Below are 11727 nucleotides of genomic sequence, written 5' to 3' on the forward strand. Positions count from 1 at the left end.
CGAACTTGTTCGTTAGTCGCAGCGGGTGGGGCCATCGGCCTTGCGCAATCTCGCAGATCCCCACCCCAACCCCTCCCCTGAAGGGGAGGGGCTAATCGCCTTACGCCGCCGCTTCCTCGACCATCACCTTCTTGTAGATGCTCTTCTTGGGGTAGCCGCAGACGCGCATCACCATCGGCTCGAAAAACTCCAGCGGCTCGCTGACATAATCGGGGTCGAACGCCGGCGCGTCATATTTCTCGCAGAATTCGGCGCAGGCAGCCGCATAGGGGCTGTCGGCGAACTGGTCGCGCATGTCGCGGTCGAGCCCGATATAGTGAAAGAAATAATGGCCCTGGAAGATGCCGTGATGCTGGACGATCCAGAGGTTTTCGTCCGACAGGAAGGGTTTCAGGATCGCCGCCGCGACGTCGGGATGGTTGAACGCGCCGAGCGTGTCGCCGATGTCGTGGAGCAGCGCCATCACGACATATTCCTCGTCACGGCCATCCCTGTGCGCACGCGTCGCGGTCTGCAGGCAATGTTCGAGCCGGTCGACCGGAAAGCCGCCATAATCGCCGCCGAGCAGTTTCAGATGATCGAGGATGCGCTTGCCGTTCTGCGGCGCGAACTCCTTCTGCTCGCGCGCGATGATATCCCAATCTTCCTGTGTCCCGTCGATCATCGAACGGAAGGACGCGTGATCGTGCGTCATGTCGGTCATGGCAGCCTCTCCTTTATGGTTGGCGGCAGCCTAAATTATTCGTTCCAATTTGCAACGTTATAGCCGTGGAGTTCGGCCGGGGTCAGGCATTGGCGCGGCGCGCCGGGCGAAAGCGCAGCATCGCGATCGAGCGTGCCGGTCAGCAACCGCCGCGAAACACCCATGCGGATCAGATAGTTGGATATGTCGAGGCTCTGCCGCGCGACGGCGGCGCGGCTCGCCGAGGCGTTCGGCGGGTCGGAAAATTGACCGAGGTCGAACACCGCCGACGGGTCGACCGACCGGACGCTGCCGCTGAGAAACAGCAAGGCGCACGCGCCGCTGCACTCCGCGCCGGCCGGGACATGCGTCGCAAAGCCGCCGATGGCCCGGATCACCGCGCCGGCCTCCATCGCGCCGGCGGGATCACCGCCCGCCGAGTTGAAATGGACGGCCGCGATATTCGGATGCTCGGCGAACAGCGTCTCGAGCCGCCCCGGCAGGTCGCGGTCGATCCGGCCCTCGATCAGCAGCGTCTCACCGCCCTTCTCGTGCGTCACGCTCAGGCGCGGCGCGGGCATATCCGCGCCGGCGCGCGTCGGCTCGCATCGTCCTGTCTGCGCGCCGGGCGTCGCGGCGAGCAGAGGCAGCGCGAGCAAGGGCGCCAGCAAGCGCAGCCTAACCGCCGTCATTGTTCGCGACATTATAACCCTTCACCTCGTCCTGCGTGAGGCAACGGCGCGTCGACTTGTCCTCCTCGGTCGCGATGGCCTTCTGGCGATACATCACCTCGGTCAGCAATTTGCGCGACACCCCCATACGGATCAGGAAATCATTGTCCTCGCTCGCGAGCAGCGCCGCATCCTGTTCGATATCGCCGATCAGGTCGCGCGTCGCGTCGGTCCCCATCGCGACGCTCATGTCGATCGCGCTGCGGTCGCCCGTGCGCGTGAACATATGCACGATGAACAGCCCGCCCGGATCGACGAGGCGCGGCTGCCCGCCCATGAAAACGAAGTTGCAGGCGCTGAAACAGGCCCATCCACTCGGGATGCGCGTTATGATCCCAAGGTTCGAGCGCACCACCCGCCCCGCCGCATTACCGGCGCGGGCATCGCCGCCGGGCGAGCGCAGCCATATCTCCTCGGTTTCGGGATTGGCCGCGAGCGCCTTGGTCAACCGGTCGGGCAGCCCGGCATCGATACGCCCTTCGGCAAGCAACACTTTCGTCCCGTTCCGCACCGCAGGCGTCAGCGTCATCGTCGGACTGGTCGACCAATTGGGGTTGAGCGGACAGGTCGGGTTCGCCGGGTCCATCGGCGTCGCCGCGGTGAGCGCCGCAAAAGCGGCCAGCGCCGCGAGCGAACGGACGCCCTTAGGCCGGAACGATGACATAGCGCGGCTCGCCCGGTCCCTTGCACATACGCTTCGACACGCGCGTTTCTTCGCCCTCGACGATAACGACGTCGGTGACGTTCATGCACTTGCGGCCGCTGCCCTCGGTGTTCACCGCTGCCACCGTCGACGACCCGCTGACATTTTCGCGGGTTTCGCTCGTCCAGTTCACGGTCGCGCCGACTTCCTCGCCGCGCGTCACTTCCTCGGTCGCCGCCGCCGCCTGCACCTGCTCGCCCGGATCGAGGCGGCAGGCGATCGCGTCGGTCAGCGTCCCGCTCACCTCGCCGATCGGCACATAGCTGTATACGCCAGCCTTGCTTGCGGCATCGCCGACGGCGTCGCGGATCACGCCGCCCAGGATGCCGCGTCCGACGCTGCTGCCCTTCTTGCCCTTGGGACAACCGCCATTGCCCTCTTCGCTCGGGCTCGGCGTCGGGGTCGGCGCCGTTACCTTGCGCAACAGCCCCCCGAACTGCGCCTGCGCCGGCGCAACCGCCAGCAGACATGCGGCCAACACCGCCGGCGCCGATAAAATCTTCCGCATTCGAAACGCTCCACGCAACCACGCCCGCATCGGGCTTCCTGCGACCCCTCTAGGCCCCGTTCATGCCACCCGCTGTGATTTTCATCAACTCTTGGTCGAATGTCATCCAGACAGGTTGAATTAAGACTGAATATGTCACACAGACCGCACATGCTGTCGCAAAAGACCCGCTATACGATCCGTGCCTTCCAGCACCTTGCCGATCATTGGGGCAAGGGGCAGGTGCAACTCGCGGATATTGCCGACGCGCAGAATATTCCGCCCAAGTTCCTGACCGTGATCCTGTCCGAAATGGCGCGCGAAGGACTGCTCATTTCGCAGCGCGGGCGCGACGGCGGCTACCAGCTCGCGCTGCCGCCGATCGACATCAGCTATGGCGACCTCGTGCGCCTGACGCGCGGCTCGCTCGCGCTGGTGCCCTGCGCCGCGCGCAACGCGCACGAGCATTGCAAGAATTGCCTGCCCGAATCCGAATGCCGGATGCGCAGTTTAATGCTGAAGGTGCGCGACGACACCGCCGCGATCCTCGACCGCATCAGCCTTGCCGACCCGATCGCAATGGAACCGATCTTCGAATCCGAAGCCGCCGAATAGGCTCCCAGCCAAAAGCATGCCCGAAACGCAAAAAGGCCCGCATTCGCGGGCCTTTTCGTGAAATGGTGGAGCCTAGCGGGATCGAACCGCTGACCTCCTGCATGCCATGCAGGCGCTCTCCCAGCTGAGCTAAGGCCCCTTGCCATTTCGTCCGATCGTGCTGGGTAGCTGCGATCGGGTGGCCGCCTTTAGCAGTGCCGGCGGCCGATGCAAGGGGCCAAATGCATCTCGCGATGCCTTTTTGCCCCTTGCCGCGAAAAACTCAGTTTTCGACGTCTTCGTCGTCGCCGGTCGCGACGCCCAGATCGTCGTCGCCGCCAAGGTCGACGTCGTTATCGGGCGAATCGCTGTCCTCGTCGACATCGACGTCCAGATCCAGATCGTCGTCGCCCTCGGGCTCCTTCGCAACCTTGCCGGGCTTTTCGATCTCTTCGAACGGCATCGGCTGCTTCGATTTCAGCACCGATTCCGGGATCCAGGCATAGCCGCAATTGATGCAGGCGACCGGATCATCCTTGGTCAGATCATAGAATCGGGTGGCGCATTTCGGGCAGCTACGCTTGGTGCCCCATTCAGCCTTGATCATAAACGCCTCATAACCTTCTGGAAAAAGGATAAAAATATCGGAAGAGCGACAATCGCGCACCGGCGATCGTCAAATCGGCGTGCGCCTTGCCAGATTGCAAGGCCGCTGTCAAAAGCCGCACGCCATGACCGATCAAAGCCCCAGCCCGCGCGCCTTTTCCGCTTCCGTTCCGCTGCAAGGTAGGATCGCGATCCCCGGAGACAAGAGCATCTCGCACCGCTCGCTGATGCTGTCGGCGCTCGCGGTCGGGACGAGCCGCGTCACCGGACTGCTCGAAGGCCATGACGTGCTCGCCACCGCCGCCGCGATGCGCGCGATGGGCGCGACGATCGAACGGCGCCACGACGGCGAATGGGTGATCGACGGCGTCGGGGTCGGCGGCCTGCTCCAGCCGCGCGAAGCGCTCGACATGGGCAACAGCGGCACCTCGACCCGCCTGCTGATGGGGCTCGTCGCGAGCCATCCGATCACCGCGACCTTCGTCGGCGACGCCAGCCTGTCGGGCCGCCCGATGGGCCGCGTCATCGACCCGCTGTCGCAGATGGGCGCCGATATCAGCGCGTCGCCGGGTGGCCGCCTGCCGTTGATGCTGCGCGGCATCGCCCCCGCCATCCCGCTCTCCTACCGCCTCCCCGTCGCCTCGGCGCAGGTCAAGAGCGCGATCCTGCTCGCGGGGCTCAACACGCCGGGTATCACCGAGGTGATCGAACCGGTGCCGACGCGCGACCATAGCGAACGCATGCTGCGCGGTTTCGGCGCCGACCTGTCGGTCGAAACCGACGCCGACGGCACCCGCCACATCCGCATCCGTGGCGAGGCCGAGCTGAAACCGCAGACGATCGTCGTCCCCGGCGACCCGTCGTCGGCGGCCTTCTTCATCGTCGCCGCGCTGCTGGTGCCCGGCTCCGACGTGACCATCGCCAATGTCGGGCTCAACCCGACCCGCGCCGGGCTGGTCGAGGTGCTGCGCCAGATGGGCGGCGATATCGAACTGCTCGACGCGCGCGAAGTCGGCGGCGAGCCCGTCGCGGACCTGCGCGTCCGTCACAGCGCCTTGAAAGGCATCGACGTCGATCCCGCGATCGCGCCGAGCATGATCGACGAATATCCGATCCTCTTCGTCGCCGCGGCGCTCGCCGAGGGCCGCACGACGACGACCGGCCTCGACGAACTGCGCGTCAAGGAAAGCGACCGCCTCGCGGTAATGGCGACCGGCCTGGGCGCCATCGGCGCGCGCGTCACCGAAAGCGAGGACGGGCTCGCCATCGACGGCACGGGCGGCGACCCGCTGCCCGGCGGCGCGGGCGTTGCCGGCCACCTCGACCACCGCATCTGCATGAGCTTCGCGATCGCGGGTCTCGTCAGCAAGGCGCCGGTGACAATCGACGATATGGCGCCGGTCGCCACGAGCTTCCCCAATTTCGAGGCGCTGCTCGCGAGCCTGCAGTCATGATCGTCGCCGTCGACGGCCCCACCGCCTCGGGCAAGGGCACGATCGCCCGCGCCATCGCCGATCATTTCGGCCTGCCCGTGCTCGACACCGGGCTGCTCTATCGCGCGGTCGGCTACCAGACGCAGCTCAACCATGGCGACCCCGACAATGCCGCCGACGCGCTCGCCGCGTGCGATTTCCCCGACAGCCTGCTGGGCGACCCCGCGCTGCGCTATGAAAGCACCGGCAGCCTCGCCAGCCGCGCCTCGGTACATCCCGCGGTGCGCGCCGCGCTGTTCCAGCGCCAGGTCGATTTCGCGAACCAGCCCGGCGGCGCGGTGCTCGACGGGCGCGACATCGGTACGGTCATCGCGCCGCACGCCGACGCCAAATTGTTCGTCACCGCCAGCGCCGAGGAGCGCGCGCGCCGCCGCCATGCCGAAATGCACGGCCGCGGGGTCGAGGTGAGCTATGAAGCGGTGCTCGCCGACATCCACGCCCGCGACGCGCGTGACACCGGCCGCGCCGACGCGCCGCTGCTGCGCGCCGACGATGCGATGCTGCTCGACAATAGCGGCATGAGCGTCGCCGACGGCATCGCCGCCGCCATCGCCTTCGTCGATGAAAAGGTCAGGCGACCCAGCTGATATCGGGCAACGCGGCGGGCTTCGGCTGCGCCGGACCGGCGTGATAGACGCAGGTTTCGCCGACGCCTTTCAGCATTTCCATATGCGGCGGGCCGAATTCGGCGCGATCCTTCGCGCGCAGCCAGGTGCTTTCGGAAATCGCGATCCCGTTGACCGGCGCCGTGCCCTCGAGCCGCGCCGCCATGTTCACCGTCTCGCCCCAATAGTCATAGGCCATGCGCGTCGCGCCGATCACCCCGCCGACCACCGGCCCGCTGTGGATGCCGACGCGCAGGCCCACCTCGACCCCGGCAAGCTGCTGGAGTTCGCCGACCACGTCGAGCACCGAGCGCGAAAAAGCGATCGCGGCGTCGGCGCTGTTGCGCGACGTCATGTTGCCGCCGGCGATCGCCAGATAGGCGTCGCCGATCGTCTTGACCTTTTCGACCCCATGCTGCGCGGCACAGCGGTCGGCATGGTTGAAGAAGGTGTTGAGCAGTTCGACCAGATGCCCCGGGGAGACCCGCTGCGCGAGCTTGGTAAAACCCGCCATGTCGATGAAGATCACGCTGGCGTCGGCATAGGAATCGGCGACCAGCCGCCCGTCGCGGATGCGTTCGACCGCCGCCACCGGCAGCATGTTGTAGACGAGTTCCTCGTTGCGCTTGCGCTCGACCTCGAGCGCTTCGGCGAGCGCGAAGGCGCCGCGGCTCGACCGGTCGATCGCGAAATTGATCGCGATCATGATCATCGCCCCGCTCATATAGCTGAGCAGCGCGTACCACAGGCCCGCGCCATGGTCCTGCACCGCGAGCACGGTCGACAGGAAAACGACGATATCGAGCGCGATCCACAGCAGGAACAGGCGCGGCCGGCTCGCCAGCGCCACCGCGGCAAAGGCGCTGACCGACAGCCGGTTCATCACGCCGACCGCGTGCATCTCTTCCTCCAGGTCGATCAGTTCGTCGAACAGGACGATGTTGATATGGCCGAGCAGGAAAACGATGCCGAGCAGCGCCGCGAAATCGATCGCCGGCCGCGAGATATAACCGGGCCAGAAGGTCACCCCGATATAGGTTCCGCACAGGATCAGCATCGCGCCGAAATAGAGCGCCAGCGTCACCACATCCTCGTGACTGACGAACAGCGGGTTGGCGATCGTATAGGCGAGCGCGACGAGCATGAAGAGCACGCCATAGATGCGCACGAAGGGCAGCCGCAGGCTGCGCGCCGTTTCCTGGAAACGCGCCTCGACCGCCGGATCGGCGAACTGGCCGAATAGCATCGCTTGCATGAGACCCCTCTCGATGGCGGCAAGCGTAACCCCCAACCCTTACCACACGGTTTACTGCGGCTTCTATCCTTGCTTATACCGGTTTTGCGGACTATATGCGCGCCGTCCGACGGGCGTATTCGCCGGTCGAGGCACGGGAAAGCCGTCGCTCGTAACGAGCGTCGGGCGTGACGGGAGACACTCGTCGCGCCCTTTTTGCTTTGCCCGCGCCTCGCCGATGATCGTTCGAAGGATGCTGCGCCCTGCATCCGGCAGGCGTGGCATATCGGCCATTAAGACCAGCGGATCCAACCGCTTGGCCGGAAACATGAAGTAAGGAAGAACATCTATGGCCTCTACGGCTTTTCCGTCGCGCGACGATTTCGCCGCGATGCTCGACGAATCGCTGGGTGGTGCTGATGGCGGCTTTGAAGGCCGCGTCGTCAAGGGCACCGTGACCGCGATCGAAAACGACCTGGCAGTGATCGACATCGGCCTGAAGAGCGAAGGCCGCGTGCCGCTTCGCGAATTCGCGATGCCCGGCCAGAAGGCCGACATCAATGTCGGTGACGAAGTCGAAGTCTATGTCGACCGCGTCGAAAACGCCAATGGCGAAACCATGCTGTCCCGCGATCGCGCCCGCCGCGAAGCCGCCTGGGACCGCCTGGAAGAAGAATTCAACAAGGAAGCGCGCGTCGAAGGCGTCATCTTCGGTCGCGTCAAGGGCGGCTTCACCGTCGACCTCGGCGGCGCCGTGGCGTTCCTTCCGGGTTCGCAGGTCGACATCCGCCCGGTGCGCGACGTCGGCCCGCTGATGGACCTGCCGCAGCCCTTCCAGATCCTCAAGATGGATCGCCGCCGCGGCAACATCGTCGTGTCGCGCCGCGCCATCCTCGAAGAAACGCGCGCCGAACAGCGCTCGGGCCTGATCCAGAACCTGGAAGAAGGCCAGATCATCGAAGGCGCGGTCAAGAACATCACCGATTATGGTGCGTTCGTCGACCTGGGCGGCATCGACGGCCTGCTCCATGTCACCGACATGAGCTACAAGCGCGTCAACCACCCGAGCGAAGTCATCAACATCGGTGACACCGTCCGCGTCCAGATCATCCGCATCAACCGCGACACGCAGCGCATCAGCCTCGGCATGAAGCAGCTCGAAAGCGATCCGTGGGAAGGCGTCGCCGCCAAATACCCCGTGGGTGCGAAGCTGTCGGGCGTCGTCACGAACATCACCGACTATGGTGCGTTCGTCGAACTCGAAGCCGGCATCGAAGGCCTGGTCCACGTCAGCGAAATGTCGTGGGTCAAGAAGAACGTCCACCCCGGCAAGATCGTCTCGACCAGCCAGGAAGTCGACGTCATCGTCCTCGAAGTCGACAGCGACAAGCGCCGCATCTCGCTTGGCCTCAAGCAGGCTCAGTCGAACCCCTGGGGCGCGTTCGCGGACCAGCATCCGGTCGGCTCGGTCGTCGAAGGCGAAGTCAAGAACGCGACCGAATTCGGTCTGTTCGTCGGCCTGCCGGGCGACGTCGACGGCATGGTCCACATGTCGGACATCGCGTGGGGCATCTCGGGCGAAGAAGCGCTGCACCTCCACCGCAAGGGCGAGGCCGTGCAGGTCGTCGTTCTCGACGTCGACGTCGAGAAGGAACGCATCAGCCTCGGCATCAAGCAGCTTGAAAAGGGCGCCCCGGCCGTTGGCGGCGGTGCCGCTGCCGCTGCCGGCTCGGTGAAGAAGAACGACGTCGTCACCGTCACCGTTCTCGAAGTCCGCGACAACGGCCTCGAAGTCCAGGCCGGCGACGATGGCGCCACCGGCTTCATCAAGCGCGCCGACCTCGGCCGCGACCGCGACGAACAGCGCGCCGAACGTTACCAGGTCGGCCAGAAGTTCGACGCGATGGTGATCGGCTTCGATCGTTCGAAGAAGCCCAGCTTCTCGGTCAAGGCGATGCAGATCGCCGAAGAGAAGCAGGCCGTCGCGCAATATGGTTCGTCGGACTCGGGTGCGTCGCTCGGCGACATCCTCGGCGAAGCGCTGAAGGCGGGCAAGAAGGGCTAATCGCCGCTTCTTACCGAAATGAGACAGAAGGCCCGCCGGATAAGTCCGGCGGGCCTTTTGATTCGGCGATATATTTTGCGCCCCTGTTGATTCATGTTAGTCTCGACGCGCGTTGGGAGGGGTCTCACGCAAGGGGCCGGCAACGACCGGTAGCCAGCATCGTAAAGATGCGCGTCAACGATAGGGGAAGCTATGATCCGGTCAGAACTGGTTCAAAAAATCGCCAGCGAAAACAGCGATCTGCGCCTGGAAGAGGTGGAGAAGATCGTCGATGTGTTCTTCGACTCCATTGTGGACCAGCTGGCCTCCGGGGGCCGCGTCGAGCTTCGCGGCTTCGGCGCCTTCTCGACCCGCGGTCGCGAGTCGCGCACGGGCCGCAATCCGCGTACCGGCGCAGCGGTCGACGTGCAGGCGAAAAACGTGCCCTATTTCAAGCCCGGCAAGGAAATGCGCGAGCGGCTCAACGACTGAGTTTCCGTTACGCGATCAGGCCTTTGTGACGCCTTGCAAAGCCCCCGGACGCCGTCCGGGGCGCCGCGCCTGCGCGCTCAATTCTTGAGCCGGTAGCCCGTCCGGAACATCCAGAAGATCACGCCGAGGCAGAGCGTCAGGAACAAGGCCACCGCGCCCATGCTGACGCCGATGCCGACATCGCCCTGCCCGAAGAAGGTCCAGCGGAAACCGCTGATCAGATAGACGACGGGGTTGAACAGCGTGATCGTCCGCCACGCGGCAGGCAGCATGTCGAGCGAGTAGAAAGCGCCGCCGAGGAAGGTCAGCGGATAGACGACGAGCAGCGGGATCACCTGCAATTGCTCGAAGCTTTGCGCCCAGACCCCGATGATGAAGCCGAACAGGCAGAAGGTCACCGCCATCAGGACCATGAAGGCGACCATGAACAGCGGATGCGCGACCTCGACATCGACGAACAGATGCGCGGTGGCAAAGATGATCGCGCCGATGATCAGCGACTTGGTCGCCGCGGCGCCGACATAGGCGACGACGGTCTCGAACGGCGACAGCGGCGCCGACAGCATCTCGTAGATCGTGCCCGACCATTTGGGCATATAGATGCCGAAGGACGCATTGCTGATGCTCTCGGTAAACATCGTCAGCATCATCAGCCCCGGCACGATGAACGCGCCATAGGGCACGCCCGACACCTCGTTCATCCGCCCGCCGATCGCCGAGCCGAAGACGACGAAATAGAGCGCGGTGGTGATCACCGGCAGCGCGAGGCTGGTCCACACGGTGCGCCCAAACCGTGCCAGTTCGAACAGATAGATCGCGCGAACGCCGCGCCAGTTCGCGGTCATGCCGCCGTCTCCTTCGCACCGTTGGATGTCCCGTTGGATTCATGGACGAGGCCGACGAAAATATCCTCGAGCGAGCTTTGCTTCGTGTGCAGATCCTTGAACGCGACGCCGATGTCGGTCATCCGCCGCAGCAGCGACGGCACCCCCGTCGCCTCGGCGCGGCTGTCGAATTCATAGACCAGCTCATTGCCCTCGCCCGCCAGTTCGAGCTTCCACTGCGCCAGTTCCTCGGGGATCGTCGCCAGCGGTTCGACCAGGTTGAGCGTCAGCGTCTTGCGCCCGAGCTTCTTGATGAGTTCGTCCTTCTGCTCGACCAGGATCAGCTTGCCGCCGGTGATCACCCCGACGCGGTCGGCCATCTCCTCGGCCTCCTCGATATAATGGGTGGTCAGGATGATCGTCACCCCGCGCTCGCGCAGCCCGCGCACCATGTTCCACATGTCGCGGCGCAGTTCGACGTCGACCCCGGCGGTCGGTTCGTCGAGGAACAGGATTTCGGGTTCGTGGCTCAGCGCTTTCGCGATCATCACGCGGCGCTTCATGCCCCCCGACAATTCCAGGATTTTCGAATCGCGTTTGTCCCACAGCGACAGGTCGCGCAGCAATTGCTCGATGAATTTCGGGTCGCGTTTCTTGCCGAACAGCCCGCGCGAGAAACTGACCGTCGCCATCACCGTCTCGAATGCGTCGGTGTGCAGTTCCTGCGGCACCAGCCCGATCATCGCGCGCGCGGCGCGATAGTCGCGCAGATGGTCGTGGCCGCCGACGGTGACCGTGCCCGCGCTCGGCGTCACGATGCCGCATACGATGCTGATCAGCGTCGTCTTGCCCGCGCCGTTCGGCCCGAGCAGCGCAAAAATCTCGCCCTTGGCGATATTTAGGTCGACCCCGGCGAGCGCGACATGCCCGCTCTTGTACGTCTTGCCGAGCCCGGCGATGGTGAGAACTGCTTCCATGACCATCGCTCTAGCCGAGCCGCTTCACCCGGTGAAGCGGCAAACAGCGCTTGACCTGATCGGGGTCATCGGCTTGACCGGCTGCGCGTGCGGACGTGGCGAAATCGGTATACGCAGCAGACTTAAAATCTGCCGTCCTCGTGACATGCGGGTTCAAGTCCCGCCGTCCGCACCAGCCCGGTCGGCGCGTTACCACCCTTCCGGTTTCGCGCGGCTTGGCTATGATGCCCCGCAATGCCTTCGACCATTCCCTAC

13 protein-coding genes and 2 tRNA genes are annotated in these 11727 nt (G+C 64.9%); 6 read left to right on the plus strand and 9 right to left on the minus strand.

Annotated features, from left to right (window positions below; genetic code table 11):
* Positions 1–100: 100 nt before the first annotated feature.
* From B1A78_RS17105 to B1A78_RS17120, 4 genes are read right to left on the minus strand one after another with little or no spacing between them, the layout of a single operon-like run.
* Positions 101–703: an HD domain-containing protein gene (locus B1A78_RS17105; RefSeq protein ID WP_077148124.1), complete on the minus strand. Its 603-nt coding sequence runs from the start codon at positions 701–703 to the stop codon at positions 101–103.
* Positions 704–738: 35 nt separating this feature from the next.
* Entirely contained in the window at positions 739–1374 is a 636-nt protein-coding gene (locus tag B1A78_RS17110) for a hypothetical protein (protein ID WP_077148125.1), read from the minus strand.
* A complete protein-coding gene (locus B1A78_RS17115; RefSeq protein WP_256839089.1) occupies positions 1361–2077 on the minus strand; it encodes a hypothetical protein in 717 nt (238 codons plus the stop codon). Before B1A78_RS17115 ends, B1A78_RS17110 begins: the two co-directional genes overlap by 14 nt.
* Entirely contained in the window at positions 2058–2624 is a 567-nt protein-coding gene (locus B1A78_RS17120) for a hypothetical protein (protein ID WP_077148126.1), read from the minus strand. Before B1A78_RS17120 ends, B1A78_RS17115 begins: the two co-directional genes overlap by 20 nt.
* Before the next feature lie 150 nt (positions 2625–2774).
* Between B1A78_RS17120 and B1A78_RS17125 the strand changes: the two genes are divergently transcribed.
* A complete protein-coding gene (locus B1A78_RS17125) occupies positions 2775–3218 on the plus strand; it encodes an Rrf2 family transcriptional regulator (RefSeq protein ID WP_077148127.1) in 444 nt (147 codons plus the stop codon).
* Positions 3219–3281: 63 nt separating this feature from the next.
* On the opposite strand, the gene B1A78_RS17130 is transcribed toward B1A78_RS17125, so the two are convergent.
* Positions 3282–3357 (minus strand) — tRNA-Ala (locus B1A78_RS17130).
* Between the two features lie 123 nt (positions 3358–3480).
* Positions 3481–3804 (minus strand): FYDLN acid domain-containing protein, encoded by a 324-nt coding sequence (locus tag B1A78_RS17135; RefSeq protein ID WP_077148128.1) that lies wholly within the window; start codon positions 3802–3804, stop codon positions 3481–3483.
* Positions 3805–3928: 124 nt separating this feature from the next.
* Between B1A78_RS17135 and aroA the strand changes: the two genes are divergently transcribed.
* Together aroA and B1A78_RS17145 are read left to right on the plus strand one after the other, a co-directional pair.
* Positions 3929–5257: a 3-phosphoshikimate 1-carboxyvinyltransferase gene (gene aroA, locus B1A78_RS17140; RefSeq protein WP_077148129.1), complete on the plus strand. Its 1329-nt coding sequence runs from the start codon at positions 3929–3931 to the stop codon at positions 5255–5257.
* Entirely contained in the window at positions 5254–5883 is a 630-nt protein-coding gene (locus tag B1A78_RS17145; protein WP_077148130.1) for a d(CMP) kinase, read from the plus strand. The genes aroA and B1A78_RS17145 overlap by 4 nt, the downstream gene beginning before the upstream one ends.
* Here the strand turns inward: B1A78_RS17145 and B1A78_RS17150 are convergent.
* Complete coding sequence (locus tag B1A78_RS17150) at positions 5867–7156, minus strand: adenylate/guanylate cyclase domain-containing protein (RefSeq protein ID WP_077148131.1); 1290 nt, start codon at positions 7154–7156, stop codon at positions 5867–5869. The genes B1A78_RS17145 and B1A78_RS17150 overlap by 17 nt on opposite strands.
* Before the next feature lie 328 nt (positions 7157–7484).
* Between B1A78_RS17150 and rpsA the strand changes: the two genes are divergently transcribed.
* Together rpsA and B1A78_RS17160 are read left to right on the plus strand one after the other, a co-directional pair.
* Positions 7485–9200 (plus strand): 30S ribosomal protein S1, encoded by a 1716-nt coding sequence (gene rpsA / locus B1A78_RS17155; protein WP_077148132.1) that lies wholly within the window; start codon positions 7485–7487, stop codon positions 9198–9200.
* Between the two features lie 192 nt (positions 9201–9392).
* Positions 9393–9671: an integration host factor subunit beta gene (locus B1A78_RS17160; protein ID WP_077148133.1), complete on the plus strand. Its 279-nt coding sequence runs from the start codon at positions 9393–9395 to the stop codon at positions 9669–9671.
* Between the two features lie 77 nt (positions 9672–9748).
* On the opposite strand, the gene B1A78_RS17165 is transcribed toward B1A78_RS17160, so the two are convergent.
* On the minus strand, positions 9749–10516 hold the full coding sequence (locus B1A78_RS17165) for an ABC transporter permease (protein ID WP_077148134.1): 768 nt from the start codon (positions 10514–10516) through the stop codon (positions 9749–9751).
* Positions 10513–11472, minus strand: a complete 960-nt coding sequence (locus tag B1A78_RS17170; RefSeq protein ID WP_077148135.1) for an ABC transporter ATP-binding protein — start codon at positions 11470–11472, stop codon at positions 10513–10515. The genes B1A78_RS17165 and B1A78_RS17170 overlap by 4 nt, the downstream gene beginning before the upstream one ends.
* An 89-nt stretch (positions 11473–11561) precedes the next feature.
* On the opposite strand from B1A78_RS17170, the gene B1A78_RS17175 reads away from it, so the two are divergent.
* Positions 11562–11647, plus strand: a tRNA-Leu gene (locus tag B1A78_RS17175).
* The last annotated feature ends 80 nt before the right edge of the window (positions 11648–11727 follow it).

The organism is Sphingopyxis sp. KK2 (assembly GCF_001990265.1).
Taxonomy (GTDB): domain Bacteria; phylum Pseudomonadota; class Alphaproteobacteria; order Sphingomonadales; family Sphingomonadaceae; genus Sphingopyxis.

Coding starts and splice junctions, on each gene's coding strand:
- B1A78_RS17105 (WP_077148124.1), bottom strand. CDS start 703: ATGACCGACATGACGCACGATCACGCGTCCTTCCGTTCGATGATCGAC.
- B1A78_RS17110 (WP_077148125.1), bottom strand. CDS start 1,374: ATGACGGCGGTTAGGCTGCGCTTGCTGGCGCCCTTGCTCGCGCTGCCT.
- B1A78_RS17115 (WP_256839089.1), bottom strand. CDS start 2,077: ATGTCATCGTTCCGGCCTAAGGGCGTCCGTTCGCTCGCGGCGCTGGCC.
- B1A78_RS17120 (WP_077148126.1), bottom strand. CDS start 2,624: ATGCGGAAGATTTTATCGGCGCCGGCGGTGTTGGCCGCATGTCTGCTG.
- B1A78_RS17125 (WP_077148127.1), top strand. CDS start 2,775: ATGCTGTCGCAAAAGACCCGCTATACGATCCGTGCCTTCCAGCACCTT.
- B1A78_RS17135 (WP_077148128.1), bottom strand. CDS start 3,804: ATGATCAAGGCTGAATGGGGCACCAAGCGTAGCTGCCCGAAATGCGCC.
- aroA (WP_077148129.1), top strand. CDS start 3,929: ATGACCGATCAAAGCCCCAGCCCGCGCGCCTTTTCCGCTTCCGTTCCG.
- B1A78_RS17145 (WP_077148130.1), top strand. CDS start 5,254: ATGATCGTCGCCGTCGACGGCCCCACCGCCTCGGGCAAGGGCACGATC.
- B1A78_RS17150 (WP_077148131.1), bottom strand. CDS start 7,156: ATGCAAGCGATGCTATTCGGCCAGTTCGCCGATCCGGCGGTCGAGGCG.
- rpsA (WP_077148132.1), top strand. CDS start 7,485: ATGGCCTCTACGGCTTTTCCGTCGCGCGACGATTTCGCCGCGATGCTC.
- B1A78_RS17160 (WP_077148133.1), top strand. CDS start 9,393: ATGATCCGGTCAGAACTGGTTCAAAAAATCGCCAGCGAAAACAGCGAT.
- B1A78_RS17165 (WP_077148134.1), bottom strand. CDS start 10,516: ATGACCGCGAACTGGCGCGGCGTTCGCGCGATCTATCTGTTCGAACTG.
- B1A78_RS17170 (WP_077148135.1), bottom strand. CDS start 11,472: ATGGAAGCAGTTCTCACCATCGCCGGGCTCGGCAAGACGTACAAGAGC.